At 71.9% G+C, this 18,231-nt stretch carries 17 protein-coding genes, 1 tRNA gene, 1 pseudogene and 1 riboswitch; of the genes and pseudogenes, 10 read left to right on the top strand and 9 right to left on the bottom strand.

Annotated features, from left to right (window positions below):
* The first annotated feature begins 20 nt into the window (after positions 1-20).
* The gene (locus LCE31_RS20895; protein ID WP_441349418.1) at positions 21-1,043 is read left to right on the top strand and encodes an aminoglycoside phosphotransferase family protein; all 1,023 of its coding nucleotides are present in this window, start codon (positions 21-23) and stop codon (positions 1,041-1,043) included.
* A 69-nt stretch (positions 1,044-1,112) separates the two neighbouring features.
* On the opposite strand, the pseudogene LCE31_RS20900 reads toward LCE31_RS20895, so the two are convergent.
* Positions 1,113-1,984 (bottom strand): annotated as a pseudogene (locus tag LCE31_RS20900) (aminoglycoside phosphotransferase family protein); the annotation flags it as partial.
* A gap of 388 nt (positions 1,985-2,372) precedes the next feature.
* Positions 2,373-2,495: riboswitch (cobalamin riboswitch) on the top strand.
* Positions 2,496-2,538: 43 nt separating this feature from the next.
* Here LCE31_RS20900 and LCE31_RS20905 point away from each other — a divergent pair.
* The 6 genes from LCE31_RS20905 to LCE31_RS20930 all read left to right on the top strand — a co-directional run bounded on the left by LCE31_RS20905 (position 2,539) and on the right by LCE31_RS20930 (position 8,204).
* Positions 2,539-2,757, top strand: a complete 219-nt coding sequence (locus tag LCE31_RS20905) for a CbtB domain-containing protein (protein WP_225016388.1) — start codon at positions 2,539-2,541, stop codon at positions 2,755-2,757.
* A gap of 105 nt (positions 2,758-2,862) precedes the next feature.
* Complete coding sequence (locus LCE31_RS20910) at positions 2,863-3,741, top strand: CbtA family protein (RefSeq protein WP_225016363.1); 879 nt, start codon at positions 2,863-2,865, stop codon at positions 3,739-3,741.
* On the top strand, positions 3,738-4,559 hold the full coding sequence (locus tag LCE31_RS20915) for a (2Fe-2S)-binding protein (RefSeq protein ID WP_225016365.1): 822 nt from the start codon (positions 3,738-3,740) through the stop codon (positions 4,557-4,559). Before LCE31_RS20910 ends, LCE31_RS20915 begins: the two co-directional genes overlap by 4 nt.
* A gap of 358 nt (positions 4,560-4,917) precedes the next feature.
* Positions 4,918-6,270 (top strand): NtaA/DmoA family FMN-dependent monooxygenase, encoded by a 1,353-nt coding sequence (locus LCE31_RS20920; RefSeq protein WP_225016367.1) that lies wholly within the window; start codon positions 4,918-4,920, stop codon positions 6,268-6,270.
* A gap of 91 nt (positions 6,271-6,361) precedes the next feature.
* Entirely contained in the window at positions 6,362-7,141 is a 780-nt protein-coding gene (locus tag LCE31_RS20925; protein WP_225016368.1) for an NADPH-dependent FMN reductase, read from the top strand.
* Between the two features lie 151 nt (positions 7,142-7,292).
* Positions 7,293-8,204, top strand: coding sequence for a LysR family transcriptional regulator (locus LCE31_RS20930; RefSeq protein WP_225016369.1), 912 nt, complete (start codon positions 7,293-7,295; stop codon positions 8,202-8,204).
* A 124-nt stretch (positions 8,205-8,328) separates the two neighbouring features.
* Here LCE31_RS20930 and LCE31_RS20935 read toward each other — a convergent pair.
* From LCE31_RS20935 to LCE31_RS20950, 4 genes are all read right to left on the bottom strand, one after another.
* Positions 8,329-8,413, bottom strand: a tRNA-Ser gene (locus LCE31_RS20935).
* A gap of 31 nt (positions 8,414-8,444) precedes the next feature.
* Positions 8,445-8,978 (bottom strand): tRNA adenosine(34) deaminase TadA, encoded by a 534-nt coding sequence (tadA, locus tag LCE31_RS20940; RefSeq protein WP_225016370.1) that lies wholly within the window; start codon positions 8,976-8,978, stop codon positions 8,445-8,447.
* The gene (locus tag LCE31_RS20945) at positions 8,978-9,523 is read right to left on the bottom strand and encodes a tRNA adenosine deaminase-associated protein (RefSeq protein WP_225016371.1); all 546 of its coding nucleotides are present in this window, start codon (positions 9,521-9,523) and stop codon (positions 8,978-8,980) included. Before LCE31_RS20945 ends, tadA begins: the two co-directional genes overlap by 1 nt.
* Before the next feature lie 202 nt (positions 9,524-9,725).
* Complete coding sequence (locus tag LCE31_RS20950) at positions 9,726-9,968, bottom strand: hypothetical protein (RefSeq protein ID WP_225016372.1); 243 nt, start codon at positions 9,966-9,968, stop codon at positions 9,726-9,728.
* Between the two features lie 273 nt (positions 9,969-10,241).
* On the opposite strand from LCE31_RS20950, the gene upp reads away from it, so the two are divergent.
* Entirely contained in the window at positions 10,242-10,877 is a 636-nt protein-coding gene (upp, locus tag LCE31_RS20955) for a uracil phosphoribosyltransferase (protein WP_225016374.1), read from the top strand.
* A 115-nt stretch (positions 10,878-10,992) separates the two neighbouring features.
* On the opposite strand, the gene LCE31_RS20960 is transcribed toward upp, so the two are convergent.
* The 3 genes from LCE31_RS20960 to LCE31_RS20970 form a co-directional block, all read right to left on the bottom strand.
* The gene (locus tag LCE31_RS20960) at positions 10,993-11,670 is read right to left on the bottom strand and encodes a LytR C-terminal domain-containing protein (protein WP_225016375.1); all 678 of its coding nucleotides are present in this window, start codon (positions 11,668-11,670) and stop codon (positions 10,993-10,995) included.
* Between the two features lie 124 nt (positions 11,671-11,794).
* Positions 11,795-12,097 carry a type II toxin-antitoxin system VapB family antitoxin gene (locus LCE31_RS20965; protein WP_225016377.1) on the bottom strand — a complete coding sequence of 101 codons (303 nt, stop codon included), beginning with the start codon at positions 12,095-12,097 and terminating at the stop codon, positions 11,795-11,797.
* 545 nt (positions 12,098-12,642) lie between these two features.
* A complete protein-coding gene (locus LCE31_RS20970; RefSeq protein WP_225016379.1) occupies positions 12,643-13,251 on the bottom strand; it encodes an HhH-GPD-type base excision DNA repair protein in 609 nt (202 codons plus the stop codon).
* A gap of 243 nt (positions 13,252-13,494) precedes the next feature.
* On the opposite strand from LCE31_RS20970, the gene LCE31_RS20975 reads away from it, so the two are divergent.
* Together LCE31_RS20975 and LCE31_RS20980 are read left to right on the top strand one after the other, a co-directional pair.
* Positions 13,495-15,948 carry a terpene synthase family protein gene (locus LCE31_RS20975; protein ID WP_225016381.1) on the top strand — a complete coding sequence of 818 codons (2,454 nt, stop codon included), beginning with the start codon at positions 13,495-13,497 and terminating at the stop codon, positions 15,946-15,948.
* A 250-nt stretch (positions 15,949-16,198) separates the two neighbouring features.
* Positions 16,199-17,287, top strand: a complete 1,089-nt coding sequence (locus LCE31_RS20980; protein WP_374118512.1) for a HoxN/HupN/NixA family nickel/cobalt transporter — start codon at positions 16,199-16,201, stop codon at positions 17,285-17,287.
* A gap of 140 nt (positions 17,288-17,427) precedes the next feature.
* On the opposite strand, the gene LCE31_RS20985 is transcribed toward LCE31_RS20980, so the two are convergent.
* Positions 17,428-18,114 carry an NADPH-dependent F420 reductase gene (locus tag LCE31_RS20985; protein ID WP_225016384.1) on the bottom strand — a complete coding sequence of 229 codons (687 nt, stop codon included), beginning with the start codon at positions 18,112-18,114 and terminating at the stop codon, positions 17,428-17,430.
* Between the last annotated feature and the right edge of the window lie 117 nt (positions 18,115-18,231).

The raw sequence follows: 18,231 nt of genomic DNA on the forward strand, positions 1-18,231 counted from the left end.
GGGCAGCGAGGGCCGTGGCGGTGCCGGGTGCGGGGAACGGGGGCACGGAGCGGCGGGTGGCCGACGAGGAATTGGTGCGGCTGCTGGCGGAGCAGTTCCCCGAATGGGCGCGGCTGAAGCTCAGGCGCCTGGAGCCCGGGGGGTCCGACCATGTGATCCACCGGCTCGGCGACACGATGGCGGTACGGTTGCCGCGCGGTGACTGGGCGGCGGGCCAGGCCCGCAAGGAAGCGCGGTGGCTGCCGCACATCGCCGCGTCCCTGCCGCTGGCGACGCCTGTGCCGCTCGCCCTGGGCATGCCGTCCTCCGGCTGTCCGTGGCACTGGTCCGTCACCCGGTGGCTCGAAGGGGCGACTCCGACGGCGGAGGGGATCGCCGCGGGCCCGCCTGGGGGCCAGGCGCCCGGAGGGGCCGCCGAGGCGCCCCGTATGGCGGGGGAGCCGACGCACGAGGCCGGCGGGATCACGGACCGGCGCGGTGCGGCCCTGGAGTTGGCGCGTTACCTGCGGGCGCTGCACCGGTTGCCCGCCGCGGACCGGCTGATCCCGGGCCCGCACCCCGATCTGGTCTCCGCCCCGCTCGCCGCGCGGGACGGAGCGACGCGGGCCGCGATCGCGGCCGTGGGCGACAGTTTCGGCGACGTGTTCGGTGCCGACGCCATGACCGAGGTGTGGGAGAGCGCCCTCGCGGCGCCGCCGTGGGAGCGAGACCATGAACCCGTCTGGTGCCACGGCGACCTGCACACCGGCAACCTGCTGGCGGCCGGGGGACGCCTCACCGCCGTCATCGACTTCGGCGGGCTGTGCGTCGGTGATCCCGCAGCCGATCTGGTGATCGCCTTCACCTTCATGTCCTCGGGCAGCCGCGCGGTCTTCCGCGCCGAGCTCGGCCTGGACGAGGACACCTGGCGCAGGGGCCGGGGCTGGGCCCTGGCGACGGGCCTCAACGCGTACGTCCACTACGCCGCCACGGAACCGCGGGTGGCGCGGCAGACCCGCCGTCAGATCACCGAGGCGCTGGCGGAATCCGCGGCGGCGGGCTGAAACGGGAACTCGTAGCCGTGGCGTCGCCGCCGCTCCCAGCCGTTGCGCGGCAGGTCCTCCGCCGTCGTGCTCGGCGAGTACCTCCCTGATGACGAGGCGGGAGTTCGCCGCGAGGACCGGATTGGTGGTGCGGTAGTACGGGAGCTGGATCAGCGAGATCGACAGCGCCCAGCCACGGGCGCGGCCCCAGGTCACGTCGTCGGCGCCCAGCGCCTCCCGGAAGGCGGCGCGCGCGTGGGGCGGGAGCAGGTTCCACGCGACGGCCAGGTGGGCCGTCGGATCGCCGACGCCTCCGGTCGCGCCGAAGTCGAGGACGGCGCTCAGCCGGCCGTCCGCCACCAGGACGTTGCCGGGAGACAGGTCCCGTGCGTCCAGGACGGTGCGCCGTCGGGCTCCGGCAGACGCAGGGCGTGTTCCCAGGCGGCGAGGGCGGCCCGTGTGTCGATGCTCCCGGCAAGCAGCGCGAGCGCCCGCCGTGTGGGCGCGTCCCGCCGCGCCAGGGGCACACCGCGGCGCGCCGACGGCGCGTCGGGGTCCGGCACGACACGGCGCAGCGCGGCGATCCACGCCGCGAGGTCCCGTGCCAGACCGGGGGCGTCCGCGAGGTGGGCGGGGTCCGGGTTCTCGCCGTCGAGCCAGGGCCCCACGGTCCAGGGCCACGGGCAGCCTTCGCCAGGCCGCCCCGCCGCCAGCGGTACGGGCGCGGCGACGGGCAGGCGCGGGGCGAGTTCGGGCAGCCGGCGCTGCTCCATCGCGATGCCCGGCACGGCGCCTGGGACCCTGGGCAGGCGGACGACCATGCTGTCGCCGAGCCGGTACATCGCGTTGTCCGTACCCGACGAGTCCACGGGCACGACGGGCAGCCCGGCCCACCCCGGGAACTGAGCGGCGATCAGCCGCCGTACCAGCGGGACGTCCGTATCGACCTCGTCGGCGTGCATTCTGATGGCGCACACGGCAGGCGGGCCCTCCTCGGTTCTCCGGTCCCGCTCCTGGCTCTCGGATCTCACGTCCGCGCCCGGGCCACCCGGCTCCGGGTTCCCGGGTCCGTGTCCGGGGCTCCCGGCTCAGGGTTCTCCGGTCCGTGTCCGGGGCCTCCCCGGCTCAGGGTTCCCCGGTCCGTGTCCAGGCCCCTTTTCGACGCGCCCCGATCTTCGCGCGTGCGCCGCGGCGCACGCATCCGTAATACGGACGCCGTGCAGCCGCATCCGTACGGCGGAGGCGCGGCGCCGCACCGTCGTACGGGGGTTGCCTGAGGCCTGGTCAGCGGCAGGATGATCCCACTTGGCAGGAGATGATCCGATTGACGCAAGACGGCGGCAGTCCGTACGCTCCTTGCGTAGGGATGGTGTAAGGAAGCTGGTGGGAATCCAGCACGGTCGCGCCACTGTGATCGGTCCCGTGGCATCACGGGTCCGCAGTCAGACACTTCGCCATCACGACGCTCCACCGATGCGGGACGCAAGATCCCCGAAGGAGACTCCTCGTGAGCAGCATGTCCGCGCCCAGTGCCGAACCCACCTCCGCCGCCACTCCGCTCGTTCTGCCGGTGTCCAAGGCGATCAGGTGGCTGGTCGGCACCGCCATTGTCGCGCTGGCGGTGTACTACTTCATAGGCGTCGACCAGGGTGCCTACTCCGTCTTCGGCAATGACATGCACGTGCACGAGTTCGTGCACGACGCGCGCCACTTCCTCGGCTTCCCCTGCCACTGATCCGGCTCGACGGCCCGCGGGCCGTATCTCGATGGCCTCGACGGCCTGCCGGCCGTACGCGGTAACGCCGGAATCCAGGGAACCAGGGAAGCTGACAGCTGAATCATGGAAAAACGACTCATACTGCGCGGCGTTCTCGCCGGCGCAGTCGCAGGACTGCTCGCCTTCCTCTTCGCGAGGATCTTCGCGGAGCCGGTCATCGGCAGGGCGATCGACTACGAGAGCGGGCGCGACGCGGCCCAGACCGTGCTCGACAAGGCCGCGGGCCTGACGCCGGAGGCACCGGGGCCCGACATCTTCAGCCGGACGATCCAGGCCAATGTCGGCATCGGCGTCGGCATGGTCTTCTTCGGCATGGCCATGGGCGCGCTGTTCGCCATCGCCTACGCCATCTGTCTCGGCCGGGTGGGCAGGGTGCGTGCGCGCACCCTCGCGATGCTCGTCGCCCTGGCCGGGTTCCTCGGCTTCTACCTGGTCCCGTTCGTGAAGTACCCGGCGAACCCGCCCTCCATCGGGCACCCGGACACGATCAAGGACCGCGGGAACCTGTACCTCGTCATGGTGGCGTGCTCGATCGTCTTCCTCATCCTCGCGGTGTGGCTGGGCAGGCGCCTCGCGGACCGGTTCGGCAACTGGAACGCGACGCTGCTGGCCGCGCTCGGCTACGTCGTCGTGATCGGCGTCGTGATGGCGATCCTGCCCTCGCTCGGTGAACTCGCCGTCAACGTCCAGGAGTACGGCCACCACGCCACCGAGACCCCGCTGCCGCTGACCGACACCAAGGGAGCGATCGTCTATCCGGGCTTCCCGGCGGACGACCTCTTCTCCTTCCGCTTCTACTCGGTCGGCGCGCAGCTCGTGCTGTGGGGCGCGCTGGGGCTTCTCTTCGCTCCCATGGCGGAGCGGCTGCTGGCGCGTGAGGCGGGGCGCGGCACGACAGAGCCTTCCGCTCGGGCACGGGTGGAGCCGGTCGCGGGAGCATGAGACCGACCGTCCCGCAGTCCGCGACCGGCCCGGAGTCCGCATCCGGCCCGCACGCCGCGACCGGCCCGGAGGCGGCGGCGCTCGCCGCACTCGCGGCCTGCGGGCCGTTCTTCGCGTGTACGGTCCACGCCCCGGGCAGCCGCCCAGAAGCGGCGTGGCGGTCGATGGCCGAGCTGGTCGAGGAGCCTTCCGTCCTGCCGGGACGGGCCCTCGCGGTACGTGAGTACCTCGCGGCGGGGACGGGGCGCCCGCCGGAAGCCGTCGAGGCGCGGGTCGCCGCCTCGGTGGCCCACCTGGGCCTGGTCGCACGGGTGCTCTCGCCGCTGTTCGCGCGTACCGCACTGCACGGCGCGCCGCCCGTGCCCGCGCTCGGGGAGCTGTGGTGGCAGCCGCGGCTCGGCGGCGCGTTCCCCCTCTCCCTGCCGGCGGGGACGCTGTCCCGCGGGACGCCCGCCCCCTTCGGCACGTCCGCGCGGGAGGCCGCGGCTCTCGTGTTCGAGCGGCTCGTCGTCCCGCTGACCGGAGCCGTAGCCGCCGCGTTCTCCGTATCGCAGCGGACGCTGTGGGGAAACGTCGCGTCAGCGGTGAACGGCGCCCATACGGCCCTGACCTCGGCGGCCCCCGGCGAGGAGGACAGGATCGCGGAGGCCGCGGCGGCGTTCCTCGCGCACGACGCACTGCGTGACACGTACGACGGCGGCCTCGGCAGGCAGCCGTTCCGGAGGCGCGGCTGCTGCCTGATCTACCGCGCCATGGCAACGCCCGGCGGCGACCTGACGGGCGCGGTCTGCGGCGACTGCGTTCTGGGCAGCCGCTGACCCCGCCGCGCACTGTTCCTGCCGGCCTCGCTGTCCCTGCTCGTCGCCGTCCTCGCCCGCCGCTGTTCCGGCGCGCCGCGACGCAGGTCGCGAGGCGCTCCTTCCGTTCATGCGGCTCCTCCCAGCAGTTCTCCTCATCGCAGCCATCAGGAAGACGTGCCTGGTGGCCGGAGGCGCGCGCTCCTAGCGTCGATGTCGGCGGGGTTCCTGGGCCGCCGGAGGCCCCGCCGACGCGAAGCCGGCCCGTAGACCCGGTCGTACGACCCGACGGTCCGACGGCCGCCGACCGGCCTGCCAGGCCCGTAAACCAGAAGACGCGACGGCCGTACGTGCCCCGTGCGGCTCAGGAGGAAGCCCGATGACCGGTGAATCCCCTTCGATGATCGTGACCGCTGCCCTGATGCACGGCCTGGGCATGCACACCGGCGCCTGGATGGCGCGCGACGGCGGGGCCGGCGACCATCTCTCCGCCGCGATGTACAAGGACATCGCCCGCACCGCGGAGGCCGGCGCGCTCCACGCGCTGTTCCTCGCGGAGCAGATGACCAACCAGGAAGTCGGCACGGAGCGGCCCTGCGGCGCGCTCGACACGGCCACGGTGCTCGCGCTCATGGCCGGGGTGACCGACCGGATCGGGCTCGTCGGTACGGCCTCGACCACGTACAACGAGCCGTACGACCTGGCGCGGCGCTTCGCGACGCTCGACCACCTCAGCGGCGGCCGGGTCGGCTGGAACTCCATCGCGACCCAGAACCCCACCGTCATCGAGCAGTTCGGCGGCGGCGAGAGCCTGGACCACGAACAGCGTTACGCACGGGCCGACGAGTTCATCGACGTCGTGCTGCGGCTGTGGGACAGCTGGGAGGACGGCGCACTCGTCGGGGACAAGGAGAAGGGCGTCTTCGCACGCGAGGACCTGGTCCACACGATCGACCACACAGGCTCCTACTTCTCCGTGCGCGGCCCGCTGCCCTTCCCCCGTACGCCCCAGGGCAGGCCGGTGATCTTCCAGGCGGGATCGTCGCCGAGGGGGCGCGACCAGGCGGCGAAGTACGCGGACGTCGTGTTCACCGCGCAGCACGTCCTCCAGGACGCCGTCGACTTCCGCGACGACATGCGCGCACGCGCCGCCGCGTACGGCCGCGACCCCGACTCGATCAAGATCCTGCCCGGGATCTCCCTGGTGCTCGGCTCCACCGAGGCCGAGGCGCACGCCCGCAAGGACCACCTGGATGAGGTCTTCGGCACAGGACCGAACCTGCGCAAGCTCGCCAAGCGCGTCGGCCTGCCGGTCGAGGTGCTCGAACTCGACAAGAAGTTCCCGGCTCATCTCCTGGGTCCCGACGAGGAGTTCAAGGGCTCCATCGGCTTCAGGCGGAGCATCGTCAACCTGGCGGTGACGGAAGGCCTGACCGTGCGCGAGCTGATCGCGCAGTACGGCGGCGGCCACCACCAGGTCGTCGGCACGCCGGAACAGGTCGCCGACGACATGCGGGAGCGGATGGAGGCGGGCGCGGCCGACGGTTTCACGCTCATGATCGACATGCTGCCCTCCGGCATCCACGACGTCGTCGACCTGCTCGTGCCCGAGCTGCGCAAGCGCGGCCTCTTCCACGACGACTACGAACACGGCACGCTGCGCGACTCGCTGGGCATCGGCCCCGCACGGCCCGCCTCCGCCACCACGGGCGCCGCCACGGCCGCCGCGTAACCCCCACGGCGCCGCAGCCGGAAGGCGCCCCGACGCCCGAAGAACCGGCGCGGAACGCCGACGCGGAACAGCCGAAGGACGGACCGACGCGATGGACGCGAGGCACGCGATGAACGTGGGGCACGCGATGAACGTGGGGCACGCGATGAACGTGAGGGACGCGGAGAACATGACAGACACGGCAGGCACGACAGGCACGACAGATACAGCAGACACAGAAGACGTGATGGACATACGGGACGTGCGGGATCTGAGGGACGACGACACCCTGCCCACGGTGCTGGGCATCGGAGGCACGCTCAGGCCGGGATCGACCTCGGAACAGGCCATGCGGCTCGCGTTGCGCGCCGCGCGCGAGAACGGCGTGCGCACGGCGTTCATCGCGGCCACCGAGCTCGAATTCCCGATGTACGACCCGGGCAACAGGCCGCTGTCGCCGGAGGCTCTGCGCCTGCTGGCCGCCGTCAGGCGCGCCGACAGCCTGGTCGTGGCGACTCCCGGCTACCACGGGGGCACGTCGGGGCTCCTCAAGAACGCCCTCGACCATCTCCAGGAGCTGGCGGGCGATCCCGACCCGTACCTCCACGGCAAGTCCGTGGGCTGCATCGTCACCACCGGCGGCTGGCAGGCGGGCGTCACCACTCTGACCTCCCTGCGCTCCACGGTGCACGCGCTGCGCGGCTGGCCGACCCCGCTCGGCGTGGTCGTCAACTCCTCCGCCGCGCCCTTCGGACCGGACGGCGAGGCCGTGGACCCCAAGGTGGCGGGCCAGTTGGCGAGCCTCGGCGAGCAGGTCGCGACCTTCGCGAGGGCCCGGCGGGCGGGCCGGCCCTTCGCGGCGTCCGCCGCGCCCGTGGTCACCGCCGCCTGAGATCCGGCCACGTACCGCGACCGGCCACAGCCGCCGGTCACAGGCCGCGAGCCCAGCCGCCGACCGCAGCCGTCTACCGCTCAGCCTCGCGACCGTCCATCATGGCGGATCATGGGCGAATCCCGCGGCGGGCGGAGGGAAGCGGTACGGCGTGCTCGACATCAGACGTCTCCAGGTCTTCGTGGCCGTCGCGGAGGAAGGGTCCTTCACCGCGGCGGCCCAGCGCCTCTTCCTGACCCAGTCCGCCGTGTCGCAGCAGGTCGCGGCCCTGGAACGGGAACTCGGCACGCCGCTGCTGCGCAGGCTGGCCCGCGGTGTGCGGCCCACCGCGGCGGGCGAGGTGCTCGCCGACCGCTCGCGCCATCTGTTCGGCAGGATCGCCAGCGTCGAACAGGAGGTACGCGCGGTCGGCGGCGGCCCGCACGAGATCAGCCTCGGCGCCTTCGCCACGGCGGGCGTCGAACTGCTGCCTCTCGCGCTGCGCACGTTCCGTACACGCCATCCCGACATCCGTGTCGCACTGACCTCGGTCCACGCGGACGGCCCGCCGGCCGGCCTGCGCGAGGGGCGTCTCCACGCGTTGCTCACCTGGGAGTACGACGTGGCGCCGCAGCCCGCGGAGCCCGGGCTCGTCCAGCGGCACCTGCCCGACGACCCCTTGCGGGTCCTCCTGCCCGTCGATCATCCGCTGGCCGCCAGGGACGAGATCGCGCTCGCCGAACTCGCCGCGGAGCGCTGGGTCGTACGGGGCCACCGCCCGCCGTATGCCGAGGCGCACGAGACGATGTGCAGGATCGCGGGATTCGAGCCCGCGATCGCCTTCAGGACCGAGGACTACCAGTCGCTCCAGGGCCTGGTCGCTGCCGGGATGGGGGTCGGCCTCGCGCCCGCGCTGTCCCTGTTCCCGCGCCGGGACGACGTACGCGTGCTGCGGCTCGCGTCCCCCGTCTTCGCCCGCCGCGTCACGGCCCTGACCCTCGACGAACCGGAGCCGGGCACACCGGTCCGCGACCTGCTGGACATACTCTGCACCACGGCCGAGGAGCTGCTGCCGGGCTCATAACCCGACGAGCACACCCCAGGCCCGCGGAGCCGGGGAACGACCGACCCGCCACGGGCCCTGCGGCACGTGCTGCACGCAAAACACCCTCCTGACCAAGCTTTCGCAGGTCAGAAGGGTGTGAGAGCGGTAGCGGAGGGATTTGAACCCTCGGTGAGTTTCCCCACACTCGCTTTCGAGGCGAGCTCCTTCGGCCGCTCGGACACGCTACCGGGAGAGATCCTAGCCCACGGTGGGCCGTGTTCAGAAATCCGTATCCGGGAGCGGGCGACCCGGGGTGCGGCGGCCCGTGAAGAAGGCCTTCAACTGCTCGCCGCACTCGGCGGCGAGCACGCCCTCCACGACCTCGGGGCGATGGTTCAGGCGCCGGTCGCGTACGACATCCCAGAGCGAGCCGGCGGCGCCCGCCTTCTCGTCGCGGGCGCCATAGACCACGCGGTCCACCCGGGCCTGGACCAGGGCTCCCGCGCACATGGTGCAGGGCTCCAGGGTGACCACGAGCGTGCAGCCGGTCAGCCGCCACTCGCCGAGGCGCGCGGCTGCGGCGCGGAGGGCGAGGACCTCCGCGTGGGCCGTCGGGTCGCCGGTCGCCTCGCGTTCGTTGCGGCCGGTCGCGAGCAGCGTCCCGGTGGGGGACAGGACGAGGGCGCCGACCGGCACGTCGCCGGCCGCCGCCGCCCGGGCCGCCTCGTCGAGGGCACGGATCATCCACGTACGCCAGGGGTCGCGCACCGGATCGGCCGGGACGGTCCGGCCGTCCGGTCCGCGAGCGGCCACTAGCGCACGGTCTCCAGCACGTCGGCGGCGCCCAGCGCTTCGGCGATCTCCGCCATCGCGTCGGTCTCCACGGCGAGCAGTTCCGACTCGGAGAGCCCGAGGTCCGTGAGGATCTCGCGGTCCCCGGCCGGTCCGGCCGGATGGTCGCCGGGGCCCGCGCCCGCGCGCGGGTCTTCCGTCTCCTCCGTCTCGTCGTCGAGTTCCGTCTCGCCGTCCTCGGTCCCGTCGAGGTCCAGCGTGTCGAGGTCGGCGGAGGCGTCATCCTCGTCGCCGCCGGTGAGTTCATCGATGAGGATCTCCCCGTAAGAGGAGCGCGCGGCGGCTGCCGCGTCCGAGACGTAGATCCGGGGGTCGTCCTCGCCCTCGACGCGGAGGATGCCGAACCAGGCGTCCTCCTGCTCGATGAAGAGGAGGACGACGTCCTCGTCGACCGACGCTTCGCGGGCCAGATCGGTCAGGTCCGAGAGGGTTTCCACGTCGTCGAGGTCTGTATCGCTCGCTTCCCACCCGTCTTCGGTGCGCGCGAGCAGTGCGGCGAAGTACACCGTGACTCTCCCACTGGTCAGAGGTGTGACGATCGGGCGGTGCGCTGCGCTCTGCTCCGTCCACTCGGAATCGTGGCAGAAACTGGCGCTGCGCGAGAGGTCTTCCGCCGTTGCGTCGTGCGCCCATTTTATTCGGCGCCCGTTCGCGACCCGTCGGGGGCCACCCTCGAATGGCCGATCTCGGGCCGGCGGTTGCCGTGGGCTACCAACGGAATGAGCGCATCCGCAATTGCCTGCGCAGCCGTGCCGCACGGGCGTGCTGGGGCCTTACGCGCTCCCGCAGCGCCTTTGCCTCGGCGAGTTCGCGCAGGAACTCGGCGCGCCTGCGACGGCGATCCGCGTCCGCCGCCTCTGGCCCCCGACCGCCGACCCATCCCTGGCCAGGGCCCCGCTCCGGACCGGACACCCGGTCGTCGTCCCCGCGGTCGTCCCGTTCCTCGGACATCGGCGCCACCCCCGTGCGTGTCGCTCTGGGTTGGGTCTCGGGTCGTGCGTGTGTACGTATCGGGTGCGTGTACCCGCACGGCGCGACAGCGCGTGTACGGCGTGTTCGGCGTGCCCCTGGGCCCGGGCCGCCCGCCTGTCTGCCTCTCTGCGTCGCGTACGGATACGGGGCGGGAGTCGCGATCTCGTCCCTGGCCGTGTTCCCCTCCGCGCGGTGTTGATGCGGCGGCCGCTGCTGCGCGTAGTGCCTTGGCCTCCGGTTACGCTCTTCGACATGCGGATTCACGTCGTCGACCACCCATTGGTCGCGCACAAACTGACCACCCTGCGCGACCAGCGCACCGATTCGGCCACGTTCCGTCGCCTCGCCGACGAGCTGGTCACCCTGCTCGCGTACGAGGCGACGCGTGACGTGCGCACCGAGCAGGTCGACATCGAGACGCCTGTCACGGCGACGACGGGCGTGAAGCTCTCGTACCCGCGGCCCCTCGTCGTGCCGATCCTGCGCGCCGGCATCGGCATGCTCGACGGCATGGTCCGGCTCCTGCCGAGCGCCGAGGTCGGCTTCATCGGCATGATCCGCGACGAGGAGACGCTCCAGGCCTCCACCTACGCGAACCGGCTGCCCGCCGATCTCTCCGGCCGGCAGGTGTACGTCGTCGACCCGATGCTCGCCACGGGCGGCACGCTCGTCGCCGCCATCCGCGAGCTGATCGGGCGCGGTGCCGACGATGTCACCGCGGTCGTGCTGCTGGCCGCGCCCGAGGGCGTCGAGACGATGGAGCGTGAGCTCGCGGGCGCGCCGGTGACGGTCGTGGCCGCGGCGGTGGACGAGCGGCTGGACGAGAACGGCTACATCGTGCCCGGCCTCGGCGACGCGGGCGACCGGCTGTACGGCATGTCCGGCTGAGGAAGGCCAGACGGCATCGCGCGCCTGTTGTGGCGGCGACCGGGGTCACCGGTCCGCCGCGCCTGCCGCGTGTACGCGCGCGCCGTGGCCCGCGGAGTCGGCCCAGGCGGTGGGGTCAGCTGTGGGACGCCGGGCCCGTCTCGGCCTTCGCGCCCGCCTTCGCGGCGTGCCCTTTTCCGCTCGGCGCGCAGCCGGGCCTGGGGGCCGGCTGCGACAGGGACGCGAGCTGGGTGTCCGCGAGCTTCTGCACCGTCAGGGAGTGGAAGGCCGTGCCGATGATCAGGTCGACGTCCTTGCCGGTCCTGCCGTCGGTCTTGGGGGTGGCGCCCTTCAGCTGTGTGCCGAGCACGCTGAGCGTTCCGTTCGCCGAGCCGGCGCCGCCCAGCAGCACGGCCGCACCGGGCACCTTCTTGTCGTACGCCGCCGACGCGTTGCCCACCTTGCCGATGGCGAAGCCCCGCTTCTTGAGCTCGTCCGCGGTCTGCTGGGCCAGCCCGCTGCGGGGCGTCGCGTTGTAGACGTTGACGGTGATCTGCCCCGGCTTCGGCAGGGTCTTCACGGGGGTGGTGGAGGTCTTGCAGCCCGGCTTCTTCGCCGCGACGGCCTTGTCCGCGCCACCGGAGAAGACGTGGATGAGCTGCTGGGTCCCCCACCCGACGAGCCCGAGGACCACCACTGCCACGACGACGAAGAAAGCGGCTCTGCCGCGGCGGCGGGGACGGCGCATGCGAGGGTACTTGTCGCCCGTGATGCGGTACTTCCCGCCGAGCCCAGGGGGAGTGAGCATGCTCATGTGCGCAGCGTAGTGCGCGCCATGAGTGATTCCTACTAAACGATCAGCGGATCGCGTGGGTGGGGCGGCTATTGGCCCCGAAAGGACCAGTGCCCCTTCTCCGGCCCCCGCTCCCGAACCGCCGTCACTCCGCTTCGAGCTCCAGCACGCGCGCGTGCAGGACCTGGCGCTGCTGGAGCGCGGCCCGCACCGCCCGGTGCAGTCCGTCCTCCAGGTAGAGGTCGCCCTGCCACTTGACGACGTGGGCGAACAGGTCGCCGTAGAAGGTGGAGTCCTCGGCGAGCAGCGTCTCCAGATCCAGCTGGCCCTTGGTGGTCACGAGCTGGTCGAGGCGGACCGGGCGCGGCGCGACATCCGCCCACTGCCGGACGGATTCCCGGCCGTGAGCGGGGTACGGCTTCCCGTTTCCGATGCGCTTGAAGATCACACGGAAAGCCTACCGGGCGAGTGGCTCCGGGCGCAGCCTGCCAGCCGGTATGCAAAGGCCACATTTGGCGCCTAAAAGGCATGGAAAGGAGCGGAATTGCGTCCTCCGGTGACCTATGGGGCACTCCGGGCGCCCGGAGTGCCGCGCCGAGTCGGTGCCTGCGCCTGTGCCTGTGCCGTCGAGCGCCCAGGGCGTTCGCGCGCGCCGACTGCTGTCTCGGGCGCCCCGCGCGGGGGGGGGGGCGGCCCCCGGGCCCGGGGGCCCCCCCCCCCCGCGCGCCGGCGCGGCGGGCCCCCCCCCCCCCGCGGCGGGGCGCCCCCCCCCCGGGGGGGCCCCCGCCCCCCCCCCCCCCGCCGCGGGGGGGGGGGGGGGGGGGCGGGGGGGGGCGGCGGCGGGGGGCCCCGCCCCCGACGCCATCAGCCCGAGCAGTGCGGCCACCGCCCTGACCAGGGCAGTGCGGCCGCGCGAGCCCCAGGCGCGAGCTCTGACCAAGGCTGCCCACAGCAGTGCCGTCCACACGCACGCTCTCGACGGCGGGACCGCTCTCACGGCGACTCCTTCCCCGCCGCGCCCGTCTTCGCGGCCTGTTTCGCCTCCTGCTTGAAGGCGCGCACCTTCGACAGCGACTCGGGGCCCGTGATGTCGGCCGCCGAACGATAGGAGCCCTCGTCCCCGTAGTGCCCGGCGGCCTCCCGCCAGCCGTCGGGCCGTACCCCGAGCCGCTTTCCGAGCAGCGCGAGGAAGATCTGGGCCTTCTGCCTGCCGAACCCGGGCAGCGCGTTCAGCCGGCGAAGCACCTCCGTGCCCGATCCCACCCCTTCCCACACGGCCGCCGCGTCCCCGTCGTACTTCTCGACCAGGTATTGGCAGAGCTGCTGCACGCGCTGGGCCATCGAGGCGGGATACCGGTGTATCGCCGGTTTCTCCGTGAAGAGCCCGACGAACGCCTCCGGGTCGTACGCGGCGATCTCGCGCGCGTCGAGATCGTCCGTGCCCATGCGCGTGGCCAGCGTGTAGGGGCCCGTGAAGGCCCATTCCATCGGGATGCGCTGGTCCAGCAGCATGCCGACCAGCGCGGCCAGCGGACTGCGCCCGAGCAGCGCGTCGGCCTCGGGATTCTGTGCGATGCGGAGGGTGTGGCTGATGTCGCTCATGCCGATATCGTCGCCCGGTCCGGCCGAGTGCGCAGAAAGTAATCCACAGGCTCGATGTACTCATATGACTATTCCGTCGTGCGGATGGCTGACGTCCGGCAGGGGTAATGCTGAGCCGACCGGGTGGCACGGCGGGGGCGGCTACGTGTGGTTTCTCAGGGGCTCGCGGGTGTCCGCACCCCCGATCGGCCCATTCCGGCGCAGCAGATTTTCCCTCCGAATACTCGGAAAGGCCGCGCGCCCGTGACACAGCCTTTTGAACTGCCGGATTTCTACATGCCGTATCCGGCCCGGCTCAATCCGCACCTGGAGGAGGCGAGAGAGCACACCCGGCACTGGGCCCGGCGGATGGGGATGCTGGAGGGGTCCGGCATCTGGGAGCAGAAGGACCTGGAGGCCCATGACTACGGGCTGTTGTGCTCCTACACCCACCCCGACTGCGACGGCCCGGCGCTGTCCCTGGTGACCGACTGGTACGTGTGGGTCTTCTTCTTCGACGACCACTTCCTCGAGGCGTTCAAGCGCGACCGGGACCGCGAGGGCGGCAAGGCGTATCTGGACCGGCTGCCCGCGTTCATGCCGATGGACCTCGCCGACGGGTTCCCCGAGCCGGTCAACCCCGTGGAGGCGGGCCTGGCGGACCTGTGGGCCCGCACGGTGCCCGGTATGTCCCTGGACTGGCGGCGGCGGTTCGCCAAGAGCACGGAGAACCTCCTCAACGAATCGCTCTGGGAGCTGTCCAACATCGACGCCGACCGGGTGTCGAACCCGGTCGAGTACATCGAGATGCGCCGCAAGGTGGGCGGCGCGCCCTGGTCCGCCGGGATCGTGGAGTACGCGGTGGGCGCCGAGGTGCCCGCGGAGCTCGCGGAGACCCGCGCGCTGCATGTCCTGCGCGACACGTTCTCCGACGCCGTTCACCTGCGCAACGACCTCTTCTCCTACCAGCGCGAGGTCGAGGAGGAGGGCGAACTCAGCAACGGCGTGCTGGTCCTGGAGACCTTCCTCGGCTGTACGACGCAGGAGGCTGCCGACGCCGTCAACAACCTGCTGACGTCGCGGCTCCAGCAGTTCGACAACACCGTGCTGACGGAACTGGGCCCCCTCTTCACGGAGAAGGGCACGCCGCCGCAGGACGTCGCCGCCACCCTCGCCTACGTCAAGGGCCTGCAGGACTGGCAGTCCGGCGGCCACGAGTGGCACATGCGCTCCAGCCGGTACATGAACGGCGGAGGCCGCGAGGACACCGTCCCGCCCCTCCCCGGCGGCGGCCCGGCCGGTCTCTACGGCGTTCGCTTCGCCATGACGCCGACGGGTCTCGGTACGGCCGCGTCCGACGTCCTGAAGACGCTCACGGCGGGTGGCGACGCCCGGCTGCGCAGCCATGCCCATGTGCCGTTCCAGGAGGTGGGGCCGTCCGTCGTGCCCGATCTCGGGATGCCCTTCGAGGCCGGCCGCAGCCCCCACCTCGACGCCTCGCGCGAGCACGTGGTGCGATGGGCGCACCGCATGGGCATCCTGAACGAGCAGCCGGGTGTGCCGTGTTCGGGCATCTGGGACGAGCGGCGGCTGCGCCGTATCGACCTGCCGCTGTGTGCGGCGGGCATCCACCCTGACGCGACGCCGGAGGGCCTCGACCTCACGTCGGACTGGCTGACCTGGGGCACGTACGGCGACGACTACTACCCCGTCGTCTACGGCAGCACGCGCGACATCGGGGGTGCGAAGGCCTGCAACGAGCGGCTTCGGCTCTTCATGCCGCTGGACATGGCGCCGACGCCGGCCCCGGCGAACGCGCTGGAGCGCGGCCTCGCCGACCTGTGGACCCGTACGGCGGGACCGATGGACTCCGCCGGGCGCCGGACGTTCCGCAAGGCCGTCGACGACATGGTCGACAGCTGGATCTGGGAGCTGGCCAACCAGGCGCAGAACCGTATCCCCGACCCGGTCGACTACATCGAGATGCGGCGCAAGACGTTCGGGTCCGACATGACGATGAGCCTGTGCCGGATCGGCCTCGGCGACACCGTCCCGCAGGAGGTGCTGGACAGCGGCACCGTGCAGGCACTGCAGAACGCGGCGCAGGACTACGCGTGCCTGCTCAACGACGTGTTCTCGTACCAGAAGGAGATCCAGTACGAGGGTGAGGTGCACAACGGCGTCCTCGTCGTGCAGAACTTCTTCGACTGCGACTATCCGACCGGGCTGCGCATCGTGGTCGACCTGATGCACGGCAGGATGCGGCAGTTCCGGCACCTCGTGGCGCATGAGCTGCCTGTGACGTGCGACGACTTCGGCCTGGACGGCGACACGCGCGCCGCGCTCGCCGGATATGTGAAGGAGCTGGAGAACTGGCTCTCCGGCATCCTCGTCTGGCACGACGGCTGCCACCGCTACAAGGAGGCGGACCTGCGGGCGGACCGGCCCGAGCCGCGCCCGCTCGCGCCGGCACCGACCGGGCCCTGGACGTCGGCGGCGCGCATCCGTCTGCCGTCGCCACCGCCGGGTGCGGGCGCGACGGTGGCCTCGGCCCTGAGCGCGGGTGCGGGCGCGGCCCTGGGCTCGGGGGTGCCTTCGGCTCCGGGCGCGGGTGCCCGGGCGGGTTCGGGAGCGCCGACGGCCCCGGAGGCAGGGGCGGCGATGGTCTCGGGCGTGGCCTGCGAGGCCGGAGGCGGAACGGCTGTCGACGTGGCATAACCCCAGGTGCGGGCGGTCGTGTGGCTGGTTGTGGGGTTGGACACAGGACCGCCCGCCGGGTTTATTGTGCGTTGGTAGGACCTTTATGCTGCGAATGGCTTGCAACAACGGCCGAACGGCATCAGAGTGGCCCAGGCAGTCGGCTTCCCGTGCCCGAAAGATGAGGTCCGCCACCGTGTACACCAGCTCGGATTCCGCCCCCACCACGACCGTGGGCGGTGGCACCCGTACGGGCCGCATGCGCGCGTCCATGAGCCGGAAAGAGTGGTCCAGGCTCGGCGGAATGGCGGCATTCATCATCGCCCTGCACGTCATCGGCTGGTTCACGCTCGTCGCGATCGTCGCGCCAGAGCACTACAGCCTCGGGACCAAGTCGTTCGGTGTCGGCATCGGGGTCACCGCGTACACCCTCGGCATGCGGCACGCCTTCGACGCCGACCACATCGCCGCCATCGACAACACCACGCGGAAGCTGATGGGTGAGGGGAAGCGACCGCTGTCCGTCGGCTTCTGGTTCTCGCTCGGGCACTCCAGCATCGTCTTCGCGCTCGCCTTCCTGCTCGCGCTGGGCCTGAAGGCGCTCGCCGGGCCGGTGCAGAACGACAACTCCAGCCTCCACAACGCCACAGGCATCATCGGCACCAGCGTTTCCGGCGCCTTCCTGTACCTGATCGCGACGATCAACATCGTTCTGCTCGTGGGCATCTGGAAGGTGTTCCGCAAGATGCGGTCCGGAGTCTTCGACGAGGACGCGCTGGAGGAGCAGCTCAACAAGCGCGGGCTGATGAACCGCCTGCTCGGCCGCCTCATGAAGTCCATCAGCAAGCCCTGGCAGATGTACCCGCTCGGCCTCCTGTTCGGCCTCGGCTTCGACACCGCCACCGAGATCGCTCTGCTGGTGCTTGCCGGCTCGGGCGCCGCGTCCGGGCTGCCCTGGTACGCGATCCTCTGCCTGCCCGTCCTGTTCGCGGCGGGCATGTCGCTGCTCGACACGATCGACGGCTCGTTCATGAACTTCGCCTACGGCTGGGCCTTTTCGAAGCCCGTCCGCAAGGTCTACTACAACCTCACCATCACCGGCCTCTCCGTGGCGGTCGCGGTTCTCATCGGCACCGTGGAACTGCTCGGGCTGCTCTCCGACAAGCTCGGCCTGCACGGAGCGTTCTGGGACTGGGTCGGCGGGCTCGACCTGAACATCGTGGGCTTCGTCATCGTCGGCCTGTTCTTCGTGACCTGGCTGGTGGCCATGGCGATCTGGAAGTTCGGCCGCATCGAGGAGAAGTGGACCGCGGGGCTGCGGCCGGCGCGGGAGGCGCCGAGCGAGGCCTCGTCCGACTGATCCAGCAGGCGCCCGGCCCGTCGTTGCCCTGCCGCCGTGGGGCGAGGAGCGGACGGGCCGGTCGCTGTGGTGCCGGTGCTCGCGGTGGTGCGGGTGCGGTGTGCGCGTGGGGGCGCGGCGTGCGGGCGGGCCCCTGAGCGTCAGCCCTTTGCCTTCGCCAGGAACGCGCGTACCTCGGCGGCCGGGGCGGGGCCGCCCTCCTGATTCATGAAAGGCGCGTCCGGTTCCTGCGCGTAGGGCGCGCCGTACGCGGGCGTGCCGGGCTCGAAGAGCCGCCCCTCGGCCAGCGCACCCGCGTCCACCACGTCGTAGCCAAGGAGGTCGAGCAGCCGCGCGGCGTCGCGCTTGGCCCCGGGGTCGTCGCCCGCGATGGGGAGCGCGGTACGGTCTGCGGCTCCCGTGGGCCTGCTCAGCGAGGCCAGGTGCTTGAAGAAGATGTTGTTGAACGCCTTCACGACGTGCGCCGACTCCCCGAGGTGCCGCTGGAGCAGCTCGCTGCTGGTCGTGGAGCCGTCGTCCAGGGCCGCGAACGTGCCGTCGCGCTGCGGGTAGTAGTTGTTCGTGTCGATCACCGTCTTGCCGGCGAGCGGCTCGCGCGGAAGCGCCGTGTACGCCTTGAACGGGACGGTGACGACCACCCAGTCGCCCGCCGCCGCGGCTTCGGCGGGCGTGGCGGCCCTGGCGCGCGGGCCCAGCTCCGACACCAGGCCGGACAGGGTCTCCGGTCCCCGCGAGTTGCTGAGCACCACGTCCAGACCGCCGTCGACCGCCAGGCGCGCGAGCGTTCCACCGATGTGTCCACTGCCGATGAGTCCCAAAGTAGCCATGCATGAGCGAACCACCGCGGTGTCCGGTATGTTCCGGACGCGAGGCGCGAGGCGCGAGGCGCGAGGCGCGAGGCGCGAGGCGCGAGGCGCGAGGCGCGAGGCGCGAGGCGCGAGGCG

It is taken from the genome of Streptomyces sp. 8L, assembly GCF_020176795.1.
In the GTDB taxonomy this organism is placed as follows: Bacteria; Actinomycetota; Actinomycetes; order Streptomycetales; family Streptomycetaceae; genus Streptomyces.